The organism is Microbacterium sp. CFBP9034 (assembly GCF_034045255.1).
Taxonomy (GTDB): domain Bacteria; phylum Actinomycetota; class Actinomycetes; order Actinomycetales; family Microbacteriaceae; genus Microbacterium.
On record NZ_JAXCWC010000002.1, the window covers coordinates 192,804 to 210,765 of the forward strand.

Annotated in this window: 17 protein-coding genes; 12 read left to right on the forward strand and 5 right to left on the reverse strand. The window is 71.4% G+C overall.

Annotated features, from left to right (window positions below; translation table 11 throughout):
- Nucleotides 1-50: 50 nt before the first annotated feature.
- Complete coding sequence (locus SOM19_RS12205; protein ID WP_320486875.1) at nt 51-1,061, reverse strand: LacI family DNA-binding transcriptional regulator; 1,011 nt, start codon at nt 1,059-1,061, stop codon at nt 51-53.
- Nucleotides 1,062-1,197: 136 nt separating this feature from the next.
- Between SOM19_RS12205 and xylA the strand changes: the two genes are divergently transcribed.
- The 7 genes from xylA to SOM19_RS12240 all read left to right on the forward strand — a co-directional run bounded on the left by xylA (nt 1,198) and on the right by SOM19_RS12240 (nt 9,215).
- Complete coding sequence (gene xylA, locus SOM19_RS12210; RefSeq protein WP_320486876.1) at nt 1,198-2,385, forward strand: xylose isomerase; 1,188 nt, start codon at nt 1,198-1,200, stop codon at nt 2,383-2,385.
- 150 nt (nt 2,386-2,535) lie between these two features.
- The gene (locus tag SOM19_RS12215; RefSeq protein WP_320486877.1) at nt 2,536-3,924 is read left to right on the forward strand and encodes an FGGY family carbohydrate kinase; all 1,389 of its coding nucleotides are present in this window, start codon (nt 2,536-2,538) and stop codon (nt 3,922-3,924) included.
- Nucleotides 3,925-4,729: 805 nt separating this feature from the next.
- Nucleotides 4,730-5,563 carry a transposase gene (locus tag SOM19_RS12220; protein ID WP_320486878.1) on the forward strand — a complete coding sequence of 278 codons (834 nt, stop codon included), beginning with the start codon at nt 4,730-4,732 and terminating at the stop codon, nt 5,561-5,563.
- A 47-nt stretch (nt 5,564-5,610) separates the two neighbouring features.
- Nucleotides 5,611-6,369: a GTP pyrophosphokinase gene (locus SOM19_RS12225; protein ID WP_320486879.1), complete on the forward strand. Its 759-nt coding sequence runs from the start codon at nt 5,611-5,613 to the stop codon at nt 6,367-6,369.
- Between the two features lie 292 nt (nt 6,370-6,661).
- A complete protein-coding gene (locus SOM19_RS12230) occupies nt 6,662-7,861 on the forward strand; it encodes a cation:proton antiporter (protein ID WP_320486880.1) in 1,200 nt (399 codons plus the stop codon).
- Nucleotides 7,858-8,343 (forward strand): glutaminase, encoded by a 486-nt coding sequence (locus tag SOM19_RS12235; RefSeq protein ID WP_320486881.1) that lies wholly within the window; start codon nt 7,858-7,860, stop codon nt 8,341-8,343. The genes SOM19_RS12230 and SOM19_RS12235 overlap by 4 nt, the downstream gene beginning before the upstream one ends.
- Before the next feature lie 71 nt (nt 8,344-8,414).
- Entirely contained in the window at nt 8,415-9,215 is an 801-nt protein-coding gene (locus SOM19_RS12240) for a TspO-related membrane protein (protein WP_320486882.1), read from the forward strand.
- Here the strand turns inward: SOM19_RS12240 and SOM19_RS12245 are convergent, their stop codons facing one another.
- Nucleotides 9,216-9,980 (reverse strand): glutamine amidotransferase-related protein, encoded by a 765-nt coding sequence (locus tag SOM19_RS12245; protein ID WP_320486883.1) that lies wholly within the window; start codon nt 9,978-9,980, stop codon nt 9,216-9,218. It abuts the gene before it with no gap.
- Between the two features lie 113 nt (nt 9,981-10,093).
- On the opposite strand from SOM19_RS12245, the gene SOM19_RS12250 reads away from it, so the two are divergent.
- The 4 genes from SOM19_RS12250 (at nt 10,094) to SOM19_RS12265 (ending at nt 15,388) form a co-directional block, all read left to right on the forward strand.
- On the forward strand, nt 10,094-10,711 hold the full coding sequence (locus SOM19_RS12250; protein WP_320486884.1) for an RNA polymerase sigma factor: 618 nt from the start codon (nt 10,094-10,096) through the stop codon (nt 10,709-10,711).
- Entirely contained in the window at nt 10,701-11,168 is a 468-nt protein-coding gene (locus SOM19_RS12255; protein ID WP_320486885.1) for a hypothetical protein, read from the forward strand. The genes SOM19_RS12250 and SOM19_RS12255 overlap by 11 nt, the downstream gene beginning before the upstream one ends.
- A 160-nt stretch (nt 11,169-11,328) precedes the next feature.
- A complete protein-coding gene (locus SOM19_RS12260) occupies nt 11,329-12,885 on the forward strand; it encodes a S8 family peptidase (RefSeq protein WP_320486886.1) in 1,557 nt (518 codons plus the stop codon).
- Between the two features lie 31 nt (nt 12,886-12,916).
- On the forward strand, nt 12,917-15,388 hold the full coding sequence (locus SOM19_RS12265; protein ID WP_320486887.1) for a CHAT domain-containing protein: 2,472 nt from the start codon (nt 12,917-12,919) through the stop codon (nt 15,386-15,388).
- A 224-nt stretch (nt 15,389-15,612) separates the two neighbouring features.
- Here SOM19_RS12265 and SOM19_RS12270 read toward each other — a convergent pair whose 3' ends face one another.
- Nucleotides 15,613-16,365, reverse strand: a complete 753-nt coding sequence (locus SOM19_RS12270; protein ID WP_320486888.1) for a LysR family substrate-binding domain-containing protein — start codon at nt 16,363-16,365, stop codon at nt 15,613-15,615.
- A 33-nt stretch (nt 16,366-16,398) separates the two neighbouring features.
- On the opposite strand from SOM19_RS12270, the gene SOM19_RS12275 reads away from it, so the two are divergent.
- Nucleotides 16,399-16,797: a DUF1304 domain-containing protein gene (locus SOM19_RS12275; RefSeq protein ID WP_320486889.1), complete on the forward strand. Its 399-nt coding sequence runs from the start codon at nt 16,399-16,401 to the stop codon at nt 16,795-16,797.
- A gap of 2 nt (nt 16,798-16,799) precedes the next feature.
- Here the strand turns inward: SOM19_RS12275 and SOM19_RS12280 are convergent, their stop codons facing one another.
- Nucleotides 16,800-17,378, reverse strand: a complete 579-nt coding sequence (locus tag SOM19_RS12280) for a thermonuclease family protein (protein ID WP_320486890.1) — start codon at nt 17,376-17,378, stop codon at nt 16,800-16,802.
- 29 nt (nt 17,379-17,407) lie between these two features.
- A complete protein-coding gene (locus SOM19_RS12285) occupies nt 17,408-17,815 on the reverse strand; it encodes an LbetaH domain-containing protein (protein WP_320486891.1) in 408 nt (135 codons plus the stop codon).
- Nucleotides 17,816-17,962 lie beyond the last annotated feature (147 nt).

The following is a 17,962-nucleotide window of genomic DNA, read 5'->3' on the forward strand; positions in this document are numbered from 1 at the left end:
GTCGAAGCGCGGCGCGACCGTTACCGTTAAGTTACGAAAGTTCTTCGAAACTATCGTGTCGGCGGTGGCGCCGTGCTGCCCCGCACCACGAGGTGCGTCGCGAGGTCCATGCGCAGGGTGTCGGGTGCCTCGCCCTCCGCCATTCGGAGCACCAAGCGGGTGGCTTCCTCGCCCATGCGCTTGAGCGGCTGATGGACGGTGGTGAGCTGAGGGCTCATCCATCGCGACAGGGCGATGTCGTCATAGCCGACCACCGAAAGATCGTCCGGGACGGAGAGCCCGGCTTCGCGAGCCGCCGCGATGGTCCCCAGGGCCTGGAGGTCGCTGCCCGCGAAGATCGCCGTCGGGGGGTCTGGAAGCGCGAGGATCTCGCGGGCGCGTGCCTCGCCGCCGAGGGGATGGAAGTCCCCGAAGCGGATCCACGCGGGATCGATGGGAAGGCCGGCCGCATTCATCGCCGAGCGGTATCCGTCGACCCGGGCGAGGGAGCACATCATGTCCTCCGGGCCGGTGATCGCGGCGATCCGGCGGTGGCCCAGCTCGATCAGATGCCGCGTCGCCATGAGTCCGCCCGACCAGTTCGCCGAGCCGACGCTGGGCACATCCGGCGGAGGGTCGCCCGCGGGGTCGACGATGGCGAAGGGGATGCCGCGCGAGCGGAGCATGTCGCGGTGCGGCCCGCCGATGTCCGAGAAGACCAGGACGACGCCGGCCGGCCGTCGCCGCAGGACGCCTTCGATCCAGTCCGGTGCCGGGGCGTGACGGTCGCCGCTCACCGTGAGCACGACCGAGAGGCCGGCGGCGTGCGCGACGTCCTCCACGCCCTCGATGACCTCCATCGACCAGCTCGACTCGAGCTCGTGGAACACCAGCTCGAGGAGCTCGCTGCGGGGAGTGGCGGAGCGGCGGGTGTAGCCGTGCCGCAGGAGATGCTCCTCGAGGCGGAGCCTCGTCGCCGGCGCGACGTCGGCCCGCCCGTTGAGCACCTTGGACATCGTCGCGAGCGAGACGCCCGCCTCGGCGGCGATCTCGGCGAGCGTGACGCGTGACGTGCTGGCCATGAGGCGATCTTATGTTCCGACCGCCGCAACTTTCGATGCCCTCGCCGCTGGACGCGGCATCCTGAATGGTATAGGTTGTTTTCAACAACATTTCGAATGTTGCCCGAATCGTGTTCAACGAAGAATCAGGAGCGTCATGCCCACCCCCACCCGCGACGACAAGTTCTCCTTCGGACTCTGGACCGTCGGCTACAACGGAACCGATCCCTTCGGCGGCCCGACCCGCCACCCGCTCGACGTGGTGCACGTCGTCGAGAAGCTGTCGGAGCTCGGCGCGTACGGCCTCACCTTCCACGACGACGACCTCTTCGCGTTCGGCTCGACCGACGCCGAGCGCCAGAACCAGATCGACCGCCTCAAGGGCGCGCTCGACGACACCGGCCTCATCGTGCCGATGGTGACCACCAACCTCTTCTCCGCCCCGGTCTTCAAGGACGGCGGGTTCACCGCCAACGACCGCGACGTGCGCCGCTTCGCGCTGCGCAAGGTCTTCCGTCAGCTCGACCTCGGCGCCGAGCTCGGCGCCAAGACGTTCGTCATGTGGGGCGGCCGCGAGGGCGCCGAGTACGACTCCGCCAAGGACATTCGCCAGGCGCTCGAGCGCTACCGCGAGGCCGTCAACCTGCTCGGCGACTACGTCACCGACAAGGGCTACGACATCCGCTTCGCGATCGAGCCCAAGCCCAACGAGCCCCGCGGCGACATCCTGCTGCCCACCCTCGGTCACGCGATCGCCTTCATCGACTCCCTCGAGCGCCCCGAGCTCGTCGGCCTCAACCCCGAGGTCGGCCACGAGCAGATGGCGGGCCTCAACTTCGCCGCCGGCATCGCGCAGGCGCTGTACCACGGCAAGCTCTTTCACATCGACCTCAACGGCCAGCGCGGCATCAAGTACGACCAGGACCTCGTGTTCGGCCACGGCGACCTGCACAACGCGTTCGCGCTGGTCGACCTGCTCGAGAACGGCGGCCCCGGCGGCGTGCCGGCGTACGAGGGTCCGCGCCACTTCGACTACAAGCCCAGCCGCACCGAGGACGAGAAGGGCGTGTGGGAGTCGGCAGCGGCGAACATGAGCACCTACCTCCTCCTCAAAGAGCGGGCCGCGGCGTTCCGCGCCGACCCCGAGGTGCAGGAGGCACTCGAGGCCGCCAAGGTCTTCGAGCTGTCGACGCCCACGCTGAACCCCGGTGAGTCGTACGACGACTTCCTCGCCGACCGCTCGGCATACGAGGACTTCGACACCGACGTGTACCTCGGCGGCAAGGGCGGCGGCTTCGTGCGGCTGCAGCAGCTCGCGACCGAGCACCTGCTCGGCGCCCGCTGACACAGCCCGCTCGACCCGCACGGTGGGTGCGCCGCCCGCGCGCCCACCGTGCCGAGTCGCCAAGACACGCCGACATCCGGATGCGATGCTCGGCGTGTTGTGGCGAGTCGCGTGGAACTGCGGCGGCCGGATGAGCATGAAGGAGAAGCCATGGCGCTCGTGATGGGTGTCGATTCGTCGACGCAGTCGTGCAAGGTCGTGATCACTTCGGCGGAGCTCAGCGCGAGCGCGGATGCCGCGACCGTCCCCACGGCCTCTCCACAGGCCGCTGGCGCGCGGGGCGGAGCCTCTGGTCGCGTGGGCCCGGCCGTCGTGCGCGAAGGACGTGCTTCGCACCCCGACGGCACCGAGGTCGATCCCGCCGCGTGGTGGATCGCTCTGCAGGCCGCGATCGCGAGCGCCGGCGGACTCGACGACGTCGAGGCCTGGGCGATCGGGGGGCAGCAGCACGGCATGGTCGTGCTCGACGACGCGGGCCGCGTCATCCGTCCCGCCCTGCTCTGGAACGACACCCGCTCGGCCGGAGCGGCCGCCGACCTGATCGCGGAGTTCGGCGCCGACGCGCTCGCGCAGCGGACCGGCCTCGTGCCGGTCGCCTCGTTCACGATCACGAAGCTCCGCTGGCTGCGCGACCACGAGCCGGCGAACGCGGCGCGCGTGGCGGCCGTCGCGCTCCCGCACGACTGGCTGACGTGGCGACTGCGGGGCTTCGGGCCCGAGGGCGAGTCGCCGCGCGGGCCCGTCCTCGACGAGCTCGTGACGGACCGATCGGATGCCTCGGGCACCGGCTACTGGAACCCCGCGACCGGCGGCTACGACCGCGCCCTCCTCGCCGCGGCGCTCGGACATGATGCGGTGCTTCCACGCGTGCTCGGCCCCGACGAGTGGGTCGAGGACCAGGCCGGACGCCGGGTCGGCGGCGGTGCGGGCGACAACGCCGGGGCGGCACTCGGACTCGGGGCCGGACCGGGCGACGTCGTGGTCTCGATCGGCACGAGCGGCACGGTCTTCGCCGTCAGCGAGGAGCGCACGATCGACCCCACCGGAACAGTGGCAGGATTCGCCGACTGCACCGGGCGCTTCCTTCCGCTTGTCGCGACCCTGAACGCCGCACGCGTGCTCGACGCGATCGGCCGCCTGCTCGGCGCAGACCACGCCGAGCTCAGCCGGCTGGCGCTCGCCGCCGAGCCGGGTGCCGAGGGCCTCGCGCTGGTCCCGTACTTCGAGGGCGAGCGCACTCCGAATCTGCCCGATGCCACGGCGTCGCTGAGCGGGATGACGCTCGCCTCGACCACGCGGGAGAACCTCGCCCGGGCCGCCGTCGAGGGCATGCTGTCGGGCCTCGCCGCCGGCCTCGAGGCGCTGCGCGCACTGGGCGTGCCGCTCGAGCGCGCCCTCCTCGTCGGCGGCGGCGCGCAGTCCGAGGCGGTGCGCGTGATCGCGCCGCTCGTCCTCGGCCTGGATGTCGAGGTTCCCGCTCCCGGCGAGTACGTCGCGCTGGGCGCGGCGCGCCAGGCCGCGGCGGTGCTGTCGGTGTGAGGGTGGCTCGGCCTGAGGCGCGGTGCGCCCGGGCCGCCTCTCGCGGCATGGAGTCCCGCCGGCCGAGATCAGGAGATCTGCCGGCATCAGGACCCGACGGGCTGTTTTCGTCCTGAACACGGCAGATCGCCTGACTGCGGCCGGAGATCGAGGCTCTGCGGGAATCGGCGGTGTGGCGGCTGGCCGACCCGTCGGCGCCCGGCGCTCGTGCTCTCCGCTGACGACGCGCAGTCGCGGCATCCGGCCGAGATCAGGAGATCTGCCGGCATCAGGATGCAACGGGCTGTTTTCGTCCTGAACCGGGCCGATCGCCTGACTGCGGCTGACGGATCGCGCCTCCGCGGGAGCTCGGCGGTGCGACGGCTGGCCGACCGTCGGTACTCGGCGCTCGACCTGGCCGTCGCCGATGCGCCGGCCGGGGCATCCGCCGAGATCAGGAGATCTGCCCGCAACAGGACCCGACTGACCCTTTCGTCCTGAACGCGGCAGATCGCCTGACTGCGGCTGACGGATGCCGGGGGCGGTGGGAACCGGCGGTGCGACGGCTGGCCGACCGTCGCCGCCCGGCGCTCGACCGGGCCGCTGCCGATGCGCCAGCCGGGGCATCCGCCGGGATCAGGAGATCTGCCGGCATCAGGACCCAAGGGGCCGTTTTCGTCCTGAACACGGCAGATCTCCTGACTCCGGCAGGCGAACGACGGCCGCCGGACGCATCCGGAGCAACGACCCGAGGCGGACCGAGGACCACAGACGAAGCCGAGCGCGTCCCGTCGCGTCGGGGGATGCGGTGGGGGAGGATGGGCCCGTGGCCTCGCGGAACGACCTCGACGAGATCGCGGAGGAGCTCTACGCGCTCCCACCCGCGCAGTTCACCGCGGCCCGGAACGCCCGCGCCGGAATGGCGGAGCGGCCGATCGCGGCCCATGTCAAGGCGCTGCGCAAACCCTCCGTCTCCGCGTGGGCGGTGAACCTCCTCGCCCGTGAGGGCCAGCTCGGCGACGCGCTCGAACTCGCGGCCGCGCTGCGCGAAGCGCAGGAAGACCTCGACGCCGCAGAGCTCTCGCGCCTCGGTCGGCAGCGCCGCGCGCTCGTCGCTGCGCTCGCCACGCAGGCTGTGGGCCTCGCCGAGGACGCCGGGGTGACGGTGAGCACGGCGGCTCGCGGCGACATCGAGAAGACCATCAATGCGGCGGTGATGGATGCCGCGGCCGCCGCCGCCGTGATGACGGCGAGGCTCGTGACTCCGCTCGAGGCGGGAGCCTTCGAGCAGGCCGACCTCGCCGACGCCGTGGGCGGGTCCGTGCCCGGGGTGGCCGAGCCGGCCGTCCGGGACGATCTGGCCGAGCGTCGTGCCCGCAAGGCCGCCGAGAAAGCGGCGCGCGAGGCGGAGCGGGCGGCGAACGAGGCCGAGCGAGAGCTCGGCCGCATCGAGGCGCAGCGCCAGAAGCTCCAGGAGCGCGTGGACCACGTCGAGGAGCGGATCGGCGACCTGCGGCGCGATCTCGAACGCCTCGAGTCCGAGCAGGCGAAAGCGGTGGAGGAGCTCACCGGGATCGAGGCGGAGCGGACGGCGGCGGCATCCCGAGCGCAGGCGGCGGCGAAGGAAGCCGAGCGCGCTCGCGACGCCGTGAGCGAATAGGCGTCGTCTCACAGCAGACTCGTAGACCTCGTGCCTAGCGTGGGGGCATGGCGAACACGGCGCCCCCGGCGCACGCAGCGACACCCGACGACACCTCGATCACCGTCTCCGCCGCGGAGCTCCGAGAGCTCCGCGACGAATTCGAGCGCTTCCTCATGGAGTACCGCTTCGGCATGCAGGAGGTGCAGACCAAGCTCGGGATTCTCCGCGACGAGTTCCAGCTGGTGCATGACTACAACCCGATCGAGCATGTCTCCAGCCGAGTGAAGTCGCCCGACAGCCTCGTCGAGAAGGTGCAGCGCAAGGGCGTCGAGCCCGACTTCGCGTCGATCCGGGAGTCCATCACCGACATCGCGGGCGTGCGTGTGACCTGCAGCTTCGTCGCCGACGCGTACCGTCTGTACGACCTTCTGACGGCGCAGGACGACATCCGCGTGATCACCGTCAAGGACTACATCGCGAACCCCAAGTCGAACGGGTACAAGAGCCTGCACGCGATCGTCGCGGTGCCGGTCTTCCTCTCGAGCGGGCGGGTCGAGGTTCCGGTCGAAGTGCAGTTCCGCACGATCGCCATGGATTTCTGGGCCAGCCTCGAGCACAAGATCTACTACAAGTACGACACCAACGTCCCGGCGGAGCTGCTCGACAGCCTGAAGGATGCCGCCGACACCGCCGCCGAGCTCGACGAGCGCATGGAACGGCTGCACGGCGAGATCCGGGGTGGGGGGATCGTCGCGCCGGGGCCGGCGCCAGCGTTCGCGCCGGCGCCGGGGCCGGCGCGCCCGCCCCGGCTGATGCGGGCCTGAGGCGGGCTGACCGGGGTCGCAACGCCCACGGCTGCCGCCGCCCAGGCTTGGGGCGGATTCTGCACGTCGGGGCGTGATTTGCCCCGCCCCTCCGAGCAAAACCTGCCCCGGGGCGACCCCGCCGACGCGCAAGCGTGAGCCGACCCGCGCGACACCAACCTGCCCCGGGGCGAGATGCACACGAGCTCGCACAGACCCGCCCGCACCCGCACCCCGCATGGCCGAGCGCCAACGGCCGAGCCCCCCGCCCCCCGCCAACAGCCCACCCCGCGCCCGTCGCTAGGGTGAGTCCGTGGACGACCTCGAGCCGACGCTGCTGATCATTCCCGTTCTGGGCGTGCTCGCACCACTGGCTGCCCGGGGTCTCGGCCGCTGGGTGCGGGTGCCGATCGTCGTGTTCGAGCTCGTTCTCGGCATCCTGGTCGGACCGAGTGTGCTCGGCTGGGCGCAGCCCGATGCCTTCATCGACGTCCTGTCGGAGTTCGGCCTCGCGATGCTCTTCTTCGTCGCCGGCTCCGAGATCGAGTTCGCCGCCTTCCGGGGCCGTACCGGCCGCAACGCCACCGTCGGCTGGCTCCTGAGCCTGGTCATCGGCGTCGGCGCCGCGTGGTTCTTCGTCCCCGGCGAGGAGGCCGTGATCATCGGCATCGCGCTGTGCTCGACGGCGCTCGGCACGATCCTGCCGATCCTCCGCGACGCGGGCGAGCTGAAGACCCCGTTCGGCAGGGCGCTCGGGGCGATCGGCGCGGTCGGCGAGTTCGGGCCCCTCATCGCGATCTCGATCTTCCTCGGCGGTCGCAACCCTGAACTGTCCACCATCGTGCTCGTGCTGTTCGGGCTCATTGCGGGCCTGGCGATCTGGCTGGCGGTCCGGCTCCCGCGCGGCGCGATGCACCGGTTCGTCAACTCGACGCTGCACACCTCCGGCCAGTTCGCGATCCGGGTCGTGCTCGTGATCCTCGCGGGGCTCATCGCGATCAGCGTGGTCCTCGACCTCGACATCCTGCTCGGCGCATTCGCAGCGGGAATCGTGTGGCGCCTCATCATGAGGGACGCGGCCGAGCCCGATCGTGAGGCCGTGGAGAGCAAGGTCGAGGCCGTCGCCTTCGGATTCCTCGTGCCGGTGTTCTTCATCTACACCGGCGTGACCTTCGACCTCGAGGCGCTGCTCGCGCAGCCGATCCTCTTCCTCCTGCTGCCCGTCGTCCTGATCGTCATGTTCCTGGTGCGCGGCCTGCCCTCGACCCTGGCGGCGCCCGAGGGATCGACGGGGCGCGACCGGCTCTCCATCGCCCTGCTCGGGGCGACAGGGCTGCCGATCATCGTCGCCGTCACCGCTATCGGTGTCGAGGAGGGCATCCTGTCGTCGGCGGCATCGGCGCTCCTCGTCGGGGCGGGCATGCTCTCGGTGCTGCTGTTCCCGCTCGTCGCCATGAGCATCCGCGGCGAACGTGTGACCGCCTCCGAGCCGGTCGAGGACGACGCGGCGTGAGCACGTCGGCCCTCCTCGACCACGCGCGTGAGCGGCTCACAGGGGTGCCACGCGAGGGCCTGGGCGAGCTGGTCGAGCCGCGGCGCATGCTGGGCATCGCCCGGGCGCCGCGCATCGTGCCCCGCGGCACGGCGTGGCACCTCGGCGCGCTGCTGCTCACCGACGACGCGGTGCTCGCCACCGGCGACATCGTGCGGGCGCGGGCCGAGGCGCGCCGGGGGTTCACCGCCGAGTCGCAGCGGCGCCGGGCTGAACTCGCCGCGGCCGCACGCCGCGGCGGGTTCGACGAGGGCGCGACCGTGCACATCGGGTGGCGGATGCTGGATCCCGACGCCGTCGAGCGGGGCGAGGCATCCGGTCCCCTGGTTCTGAACGACGGCGTGGTCGCCATCCGATGGAGCGCGGCCGGCGGCCTCATGCCGCTGGCACGGTATCTGGACGAACGGGTCACCCTGCTGCTCGATCCGCCGGGCGGCGCCTGACCGGGCTTAGCCGGGGCGCGCAGGGCTGTCAATCAGGTGCGGCACCGGCGCCGGTTCCGTACGGTGGAGCGATGGCCGCCAAAGACCTCTTCCGCCAGATCGTCGTCATCAGCGCCTTCTGCTTCATGATCATCGCCGCGATGGTCGGCACCGGGCTGTTCGGCGGCACTGCCGTGCAGGACCTGCAGAACGGCACGCTCGACGCCGACGGCTCGTACCTCGCGCCCGCCCGTCCCGCATTCTCGATCTGGACGGCGATCTACGTCGGGCTGTTCGCCTACACGGTCTGGCAGGCCTTCCCGCGGCAGCGGGAGCGGTCGAGGCAGCGTGCCGTGGGCTGGCTCATCGCGCTGACCATGGTGCTCAACGGCCTGTGGCTGGTCACGGCCCAGTTCGCGACCCTGCCCCTGACGGTGCTGGCCATCTTCGTCCTCCTGGCGGCACTCGGGGTCACCTTCCGGCGGACCGTGGTGGAGCCCGGCCGGGGAGTGCTCGACGCGGTGCTGATCGACGGCGTGACCGGCCTGCATCTGGGCTGGGTCACCCTGGCGAGCGTCGCCAACACGTCGGCCTGGCTCACGACGATCGCGCCCCCTGAGGCCGAGGAGTCGGCAGCGCTGTGGGGCATCGCCGTGCTCGTGGTGGTGGCGCTCATCGGAATCGCCATCGCGTGGGCGAGCGGGTGGCGCGTGGCTCCCGGCCTCGCGATGGCGTGGGGGCTGTCGTGGCTCGCGGTCGGGCGCCTCGCGTTCGAGCCGTCGAGCACGGCGATCGGCGTGACCGCGATCGTGGTGGCAGTGATCGTCCTGGCCGTGCCCGTCATCGGCACGCTCGTCGACCGTGCCATCAACGTTCGCAACGCCGAGGCGTGATCAGGCGGCGGCCGGGCCGAACCGCCGGGCGAAGGCCTGAAGGAGCCTCGCCGGTTCGGTGACGGATGCCGCGAGCACGCGCCCGGCGACGACCTCGTAGTGGTCGGACTCGAAGTAGCCGTCGTCGCGGTACACCGCCATCCGCTCGGTGAACGCCTTCGTGGTGGGCTCCGGATGGAACTGCGTCGCATACAGGCGGTCGCCCACGACGTACGCCTGAACGGGGCATCCCTCGTTCACGGCCAGCAGGGTCGCTCCCGGGGGAGCGGACGCGGTCCCCTCCTTGTGCGCGGTCAGCGCCGTGAACCGAGCGGCGAGACCGCCGAACAGGGGATCGGTGCGTCCGTCCGCCGTCAGTTCGATGCCGACGGGTCCGGTGTCCTCGGGGTAGGCGCGGCTGACCTCGCCGCCGAGCATGCGGGTGACGACCCCGATCCCATAGCAGGTGAACATCGCTGCCGGACCCTCGGAGCCGGGAGAGGAGCCCGCGGCCACGTGGGAGGCGATGCGCTCGAGGCCAGCCTCGACTCGCCGCTGCACGTCGGTCTTCGTGGACTCCGGGTCGGCGAGATTGAAGGGGCTGCCCCCGACCAGGAAGCCGCTGTAGCGCTCGAGGATGTCGTCGGTGAGGGGTTCGCGGACGAGGTCGAGGTGGCCCACGGCGGACTCGTCGAGCTTCATCGCCGTGCGGAACGACTCGTACTCCGCCGCTGCCGCGCCTTGCTGCGGCCGCACGCACACGTACAGGAGCGGCGCGGTCGTCATGCGGTGAATTCTAGGTCGCGGCCTCCCTCGGCGCGATTCGAGAATCCGGGTGCGACGTCGTGTATCAGCCGCGCACTATCGCTCTCTGCCATGGTGTGGACACAATGGGCCCTATGACGCATGCGGGCGCTGAGGCATCCGTCGGCTCCGTCGAGCCGCCGCGATGGGAGCGCGCTGCTGCGCTGTTCGTGCGATGGCGTGAGGGCGACAGCCGCGCCATGGACGATCTCGTGCGCCTCATGACGCCGTCACTGTGGCATGTCGTGCGCGCGTACGGACTCGACGCCGCGCTGGCGCAGGACGTCGTCCAGACGACGTGGCTGACGCTCGTGCGCCGGCACGAGACGATTCTCGAACCGCAGGCGATCTCGGGATGGCTGACGATGTGCGCGCGCCGCGAGGCGTGGCGCGTCGGGAAGCTGCAGCGAAAGGCCGACCCGACCGAGGCGGAAGCGCTCGAACCCCATCTGCCCGTCCACGAATCCGCCGAGCAGACCGCCGAGCACGACGACGAATCCCGTCGGCTGTGGGTCGCGGTCGCGGCGCTCAACGACAGATGCCAGCGCCTGCTGCGGATCGTCGCGTTCGAGGAACGGCCCGACTATGCGCGCATCGCCGAGGATCTCGCGATGCCGATCGGGTCCATCGGGCCGACCCGTCAGCGCTGTCTGGCCAAACTCCGCGCCGTACTCGAGGGCGCCGGATGGGGAGGAGACGAAGATGGAGACTGAGGACTTCGCCGCGGATGCGGCGCTCTTCGCGCAGATGCGCCGCATGTGGCAGGAGGTCGACCCGGAGCCGGCCGACCTGGTGGACCGGATGGTCGCCGCCGTCGCCGTCGAGGACCTGTCGAGGGAGTACGCGCTGCTCACCCTGGTCGAGGGGGCGCTCGCCGCCGTCCGCGGCGAGACGGACACCGCGACGCTGCAGTTCAGCGACGGCAGCACCAGCGTCCTGCTGCACGTGTCGGCCACCGAGGACGGCGACCGGAGGGTGGATGGGTGGGTCGACGGCTCGGCTCTCGCCATCCGGCTGGCGCAGGGCGAACGCGAATGGTCGGCCGAGCCGGGCGAGCACGGCCGCTTCGCGTTCGAGGGGATCACGCCCGGAGTATCGCGGCTGCGCCTCGTCGTGCGCGACGCCGGCGGCGAGCTGCACGACTTCCAGACGCCGCAGTTCGAAGTGTGACGGTGCCGGACCCGGCATCGCGGTGCGGCGAGGGACGCCGCCCGGAGCAAGGAGGCAGTGACTGATGGAAGAACCTGGGGCGCCTGGCTGGCGGAGTCGAGTCGACGCGGCACGACCGCGCGGAGTGCCACTGGACCCGACGAGCGAACCCGTCGATGGCGTGAGGGCGTATCCCACCTCGTATGCGCCCGACCACCTGCTCGTCACCGATACCGGCAGGCTCCTCCAGATCCTCGAGGAGCTGCGCGAAGCGGCCGCCGACTTCGGCTGGGGCGTGCGCCTCACCACCGTCAAGGGCGAGCCCATCAGCGAGGACGAGGCGCTCGAGCGCGGGAGGCGCGAAGAGGACGAGCTGGGCCTGCCGATCATCCTCCTCGCGGTGATCTTCCCGCAGCCGAGCCCCGACCGCGACGATCAGCCGGTGCCTCCGATCGACGCCTGGCGGCTGCTGCAGCGCGCTCGCGCCCGACGGGGCCGCGACATCGCGGGCGTCGGCCTCGATCACGTGATCACCGTCGATCCCTACGGCTCCACGAACCCGTACGGATCGACCAACCCGTACGGCTCCACGAACCCGTACGGATCGACCAACCCCTACGGCTCCACGAACCCGTACGGCTCGACGAACCCGTACGGCTCGACCAACGCGCCTGGACCGGGCTCGTACGCCTATCCCGGCTCCGGCGGGCGTGAGGTCGTGTCGTTCGTGGGCGACCCACCCCGGCGTGACGACGCTTCCATCAAGGGTCGACGACCGGTCGTGGCCTTCATGGACACCGGATGCGGCACCCACGCGTGGCTCCCGGACTCCATCGTCGACCGCCATTGCGAACTAGACGGAGAGCCGGTCGGTATCAGCGACCCCGGGACGGATCCGGAGTGGATCGGTGACCTCGCGGGGCCATTCGACGGCTTCCTCGACGGCGCGGCGGGCCATGGAACGTTCGTGGCGGGCATCGTCCGCCAGGTGTCGCCGGACGCCGACCTGATCTCGATCCGCGTCGCCGACAGCCAGGGCGCGCTGCTCGAGGGGGAATTCCTCGAGGCGGTCCGCTCGGTCGCAGTGCTCGTCGTGCGGTATGCGAAGGGCACGGGCGGACGCCCGATCGACGTCCTCAACCTCTCGCTCGGGTACTACCACGAGACCCCCGAGGACGGGCAGTTCGATCTCACGCTCGTCAAGTACCTGCTCGCGGCCCGTCGTCACGGGTGCGCCATCGTCTGCTCGGCGGGCAACGACGCGACGAACCGCCCGTCGTTCCCGGCCGCGCTGTGGAATTGGCCGAACTCCGACTTCGAGGTCGAGGACCCGTCCGACGCGGCACCGCATCTCTCGGTGGGGGCGCTCAACCCGAACGGGAAGTCGGTGGCGCTGTTCAGCAACATCGGCGACTGGGTGCGCGTGTACGCCCCCGGTGTCGCGATCGTGAGCGCCGCTCCGCCGCTGAACGGCGGAACGCAGGCCGGTACACGCAGCGACCGGTTCGGCCTCAGGCGCGAGACCATCGACCCGGACGACTTCACCGGCGGGTTCGTGATCTGGAGCGGAACCTCGTTCGCCGCGCCCTACATCGCCGGCGCCCTCGCCGAGATCGTCGGCGTCGGCTTGATCGACGGGGTCTCGAAGGACAACGCGAAGGCCCGCGTCAAAGCGCTCGCGAAGGCGGGGGCGACCCTGCTGAAGGACTGGGACGGGCTCACGCGCGCCCCCGCCTGACTCCGGCGGCGGTCTGCGCCAAGATGAGGGGATGACCCGGAGCGCGACGGAGCTGCATCAGCGCGCTGTCGAGCTGTGCATCAACGGGAAGTACGCGCTCGCTCAGCGGGTGCTGTCCCGAGCCGAGGAGCGCACCGACGATCCCGACCTCCGGGCGCGGATCGCCGGCACGCGCGCGCTCGCTCTGCAGCGGACCGGCTTCCCTCGCGAGGCCGAGGAGCTGCTGACCGCGGTCGTGGGCGGCCGCGGTCTCGCACCGCACACCAAGGCGATCCTGCTGGGGCAGCTCGGCGCCATCGCGAACTACGGGGGTCGCCTGGACGAGGCGGAGCGATGGCTGACCCGGGCGATCCAGAGCCTCGACGACGATCCCGTGTCCGCGGCGCGGGTGCGCGTGAACCGGAGCCTGGTCCGGATGCAGCGCAGAAGCCTCCCGGATGCCGCGGACGATCTCGAGAGGGCGGCCGACACGTTCGCGCGCCACCAGCTCGTCACCGATGAGGCGCAGGCGCGCCACAACCTCGGCTATGCCTCCCTCCTGGCCGGCGACCTCGTCGCCGCCCTGCAGGAGATGCTGGCCGCCCGGCCCAGCGCGGCATCCACGCCGGTGGCGGAGGCGATCGGCGACGTCGACCGCGCCGAGGTGCTGCGTGACGCCGGGCTGACGACCGAGGCGGAGCAGATCCTGGCGCGAGCCGCCGTCATCTTCGGCTCGCACCGGATGCCGCAGTCCCGCGCGGAGGCCGAGTTCCATCTGGCCCGCTCGCTGCTCTCCCACGACAGTGCGCGAGCCCGGAAGGTCGCGGCATCCGCGGCGCGGCGTTTCCGCGCCTTGGGCAACACCGCCTGGGCCGCGCGATCGGATGCGGTGCGCCTGCGCGCGGCTCTGGGTGGCCTGCGGGTCGAAAGCACCCAGGACGACCATTCGCGCCGTCTTCCGGCATCCGCCGAGATCGACGAGGTCGCCGATCAGCTGATCCGCAGCGGCTTCCGCGGCGAGGCAGCGGCGTTGCGGATCGCGGCGGCACTGGCGCGCGCGCGTCGCGGCGAGGCCGTGGGACACGCCATCCGCGTCCCGGTGTCCTCACCGATGGAGGTGCAGCTGATGGCCGCGGAGCTGCGCTCGGCGCGGGCCGAAGCGGCGGGACGCGCGGCCGAGGCGCGGCGACGGGCAGCGGGCGGGTTGGACGTGCTCGGTGCCTGGCAGCGATCTTTCGGCAGCCTCGACCTCCAGACCTCGGTGGCGATGCACGGCGCGAACCTGATCTTCGCCGGTCTCGAGTCTGCCGTGCGGTCGGGGCGTCCCGACGTGCTGTTCGAATGGTCCGAGCGCGCCCGTCACCTCAGCCAGCAGGTGCTTCCACTGCGCCCGCCCCCCGATCCGGCCCTCGCGTCCGAACTCGCCGAGCTGCGGATGCTCCGCGCCGAGAATCCCGGCGGAGACTGGCTGTCGGTGCCCCGGGCCGCGGCGCTCCGCGAGCGTGCGCGGCAGCGGCAATGGGCCTCCACGGGGGCCGTCGACGGCGAGGAACGGCTCGACCTCGAGCGCCTGCGCGCCGAGCTGGCCGACGACACCGCCCTGATCGCCTACGTGTACTCGGGCACCGCGCTCGTCGCACTGGTGTGCACGGCCGACCGCACGACGGTGGTGCCGGTCGCCTCGGGCGCCACCGTGCGCAGGCTGCAGGCGGGCCTGCGCGCCGACCTCGACATGTCGGCGTCGATCCGCACGCCCCCGATGGTCGGTGTGGTGCGGCGAGCCCTCGACGATCGACTGCGCGCTCTGTCGGCCGTGCTGCTGGACGACCTCGCGGCGATCGCGGGGACCAGCCGGCTCGTCATCACCGCTCCCGGCCTGCTCAACGCCATCCCCTGGGCGATGCTGCCCGCGATGCGCGGCAAGGTCTTCACCCTCGCGATGTCGGCGACCCGGTGGGCGCGGATGCGCGCGCCCGGGTCCTTTCCGCACGCCTCGGCCGGCTTCGCCGTCGGCCCTCGTGTCGCCCGTGGCGAGGAGGAGGTCGATGCCGCCGCGGCGGCGTGGCATGGAGCGACCGTGCTGCGCGGCACCGAGGCGTCGGTCGCGGGGGTGACCTCGCTCGGCCCGGCGGTGGACGTGCTGCACATCGCCGCGCACGGCCGCCACGCGGTCGACAACCCGCTGTTCTCCGGCCTGGAGCTCGCCGACGGCACGCTCTTCGGCTACGACATCGACCTCATGCCCGACGTTCCCGACACGGTCGTGCTGTCGGCCTGCGAGGTCGGACGCTCCTCGGTCCGGTGGGGCGAGGAGGCCATCGGGATGACGCGCATCTGGCTGCACGCGGGCACTCGCTGCGTCATCGCCGCGCCGGTGATCGTGGCCGACGACGTCGCGTGCGAGCTGCTGGGCGCCATGCACGCCGGGCTGGCATCCGGCGTGGCACCGGCCGTGGCCCTGGCGCAGGCGGCGGAGAGCACCGGCATCACCGCACCGTTCCAGGTGCACGGCGCCGGCTTCTGACCCGTCGGAGAACTTTCTCGGATTCGATGTATCAGGGCGGGTGCCGGGTCCTCTAGATCATCGGAACTGCTCACGCAGGGCGACACCTGGGGGTGTCGTCCACTGGGGGCGGAGGATCGCAGTCTTGGGGGCGCGTCTGGGAACGCGCGGGTCTTCAGAGCAGGTTCCACGGGGGATGTCGCAGAGACCCAGGTCGGCGACATCCCCCGCACTCGTCTTCCAGGTCAGTCGCGTGACGAGTTGGCCGTGCGTCCGCGCACGATGCCGACGAACGCCTCGACCGATGGGGTCGTGCGCTCGACGACCCAGGCCAGGGCCACGGTCGACACCACGCCGTCCCGCAGCGGCCGGTACTCGGTGTCCTTGCGCCGGTGCAGGCGCGCGAGCGACATGGGCACGATGACGAGCCCGACGCCGGCGGCGACCGTGGCGATCGCCTCGGCGGTGTCTGCGGGCGGTGCGAACGCGGGGCTCAGGCCGCCGGGAACGCGGATGCCGAGCACGTCGTCCGCGGGAACGATGACGACCTCGCCCGCGAGGTCCTCGAGCCCGAGCTCCTCCGCCGCCGTCAGGTGCGAGTCGGCGGAGACCACGACGACAGGGACCTCGTCGTAGAGCGCGATGACGTGGAGCCCTTCGACGTCGATCGGCAGCCGGATGAGCGCGGCGTCGACCTCGCCTTCCACGAGGGCGCGGCGCTGGTCGGCGACCTCCAGGGGAACGAGGTCGAGCGGGCTGCGCGGCATCCGCTCCTCCCACGCGTCGGCCCACTTGCCCGGGGTCGCTCCCGGGATGACGCCGAGGCGGAACGGGCCGGAGGGAGCGGGGGGCTCGACGGCGGGTTCCGCCTTGACCTTCGGCTTCTGCTTCGGTGCGGGGCCGGGCTGGGTCTTGCGCCCGGGCCTCATCGGGCGACGGGATGCCGCACCCCGGCCCGACTTTCCCGGCCGCGCCTGCGAACCACCGCCCTTGCCCATGGGTTCAGCGTAGCCGGGCGCTATCGTTCGCTCATGGTCGCCATCCTCGCCTCGGTCTTCGCTGCGCTGGCAGCACTCCTCCACGTCTACATCTTCGTGATGGAGAGCGTGCAGTGGACGCAGCCGAGGATCTGGAAACGATTCGGGGTCGCCGATCAGGCGGCGGCGGAGGTGACGAAGCCGATGGCGTACAACCAGGGGTTCTACAACCTCTTCCTGGCGATCGGGACGGCGCTCGGCCTGGTGCTCTACGCCACGGGCGGCGATGACTCGGCGCTGCGCGCCGCAGGCCTCGCGCTGGTGCTGTTCAGCCTCGGCTCGATGGTCGCGGCAGCCCTCGTGCTGCTCACCACCGGTATGAAGTACCTGCGCGCCGCACTCATTCAGGGCACGCTGCCGCTCATCGGGTTCGTGCTCTTCCTGTTCGCCTGAACTCAGCCGCACGCACCCCACCGGCCGGCACCGGATGCCTCGGCCTGCGCCTGCGCGTTGCTGAGCAGGTCGTAGAAGGCGACGTTCGGCCACACCCGGATCGCCTCGGCGTCTCCGGCCGCGACGAGCTCGTGATTCAGAAACGTGCCGTCGTCCGTCCACAGGTTGAACAGGTGGCGCCCATAGTCGTCCAGGGCCTCGGCGTCGGGGGCCGCCCACACGGTCGAACCCACGGGGAGCAGCTCGCGCAGGTGCGCTCTCGCCTCGTCGGCCCAGCACTCCGGGGACGGCGCTCCCTCGGGGGTGTCGATGCCGATGAGCCGGATGCGGATAGGACCAGACGTCGTCACGAGGTCGTTGGGTGCCAGCGTCCGTGCTTCGATCGTGTCGCCGTCGAAGACGTGGTCCACGGTGAGGGGGAATGCGCCGGCCGGGTGCGTCGGCAGGCCCGGTTCGCCGGTCGGCGCAGGAGCACCGTCCGTCGCATCGCCCACCTCGTCGGTGGTCGAGGAGAGCCAGACCACCATTGCCAGCGCGGCCGCTGCGACCACGACGATGGCGACGGTGACGAGCCTCTTCACCGTCGCACCGTAGCAGTGCGGTCGGACGCCTACGCCGCCAGGTGAAGCCCCCGGCGGTCGGTGGCAACCCGCTCGCCGTCGGCGATGGTCTGGTCGTCGCCGATGAGGGAGCCGACGGCCACGCGAGCCTCGCTGCCGACGTGCGTGCGCACGCCGATCTTGGCGCCTGCGCCGATGGCGGCGCGCGGACCGATGTGCGCGTGGGGCGCGATGTCGGCATCGGGGCCGATCACGGCATCCGTCTCCACCCACACGCCGCGCCCGACGTGCGCGCCCGCGGCGATCTGTGCTCCGGGCTCGACATAGGCCCCGGCCTCGATGACGGCGCTCGGGTGCACCTTCGCGCCGTGCGCGATCAGGCCTCGGCCGTTGACGTGCTTGCGGTAGCGCAGCATCTCGCCACGGTCGTTCTCGATGTCGACGTAGTTCTTGCCCACAGTCCCCTCCTACAGCTCCGAATGGTGCTGAGTACAGGAATAACGACGGTTGCGGGACATTCATTCCCGCGCATCCGTTTCTCGGATGTATCGGTTATTCGGCGCCCTCGTCGACGCGGATTGGACTTTTTCCGGGGTTGTCGGCAG

Excerpts from the sequence above, each read along its gene's own strand:
- SOM19_RS12205 (WP_320486875.1), bottom strand. The coding sequence starts at position 1,061 with ATGGCCAGCACGTCACGCGTCACGCTCGCCGAGATCGCCGCCGAGGCG.
- SOM19_RS12240 (WP_320486882.1), top strand. The coding sequence starts at position 8,415 with ATGGCCGCCAAAGACCTCTTCCGCCAGATCGTCGTCATCAGCGCCTTC.
- SOM19_RS12225 (WP_320486879.1), top strand. The coding sequence starts at position 5,611 with ATGGCGAACACGGCGCCCCCGGCGCACGCAGCGACACCCGACGACACC.
- SOM19_RS12270 (WP_320486888.1), bottom strand. The coding sequence starts at position 16,365 with ATGGGCAAGGGCGGTGGTTCGCAGGCGCGGCCGGGAAAGTCGGGCCGG.
- xylA (WP_320486876.1), top strand. The coding sequence starts at position 1,198 with ATGCCCACCCCCACCCGCGACGACAAGTTCTCCTTCGGACTCTGGACC.
- SOM19_RS12275 (WP_320486889.1), top strand. The coding sequence starts at position 16,399 with ATGGTCGCCATCCTCGCCTCGGTCTTCGCTGCGCTGGCAGCACTCCTC.
- SOM19_RS12215 (WP_320486877.1), top strand. The coding sequence starts at position 2,536 with ATGGCGCTCGTGATGGGTGTCGATTCGTCGACGCAGTCGTGCAAGGTC.
- SOM19_RS12265 (WP_320486887.1), top strand. The coding sequence starts at position 12,917 with ATGACCCGGAGCGCGACGGAGCTGCATCAGCGCGCTGTCGAGCTGTGC.
- SOM19_RS12250 (WP_320486884.1), top strand. The coding sequence starts at position 10,094 with ATGACGCATGCGGGCGCTGAGGCATCCGTCGGCTCCGTCGAGCCGCCG.
- SOM19_RS12255 (WP_320486885.1), top strand. The coding sequence starts at position 10,701 with ATGGAGACTGAGGACTTCGCCGCGGATGCGGCGCTCTTCGCGCAGATG.
- SOM19_RS12245 (WP_320486883.1), bottom strand. The coding sequence starts at position 9,980 with ATGACGACCGCGCCGCTCCTGTACGTGTGCGTGCGGCCGCAGCAAGGC.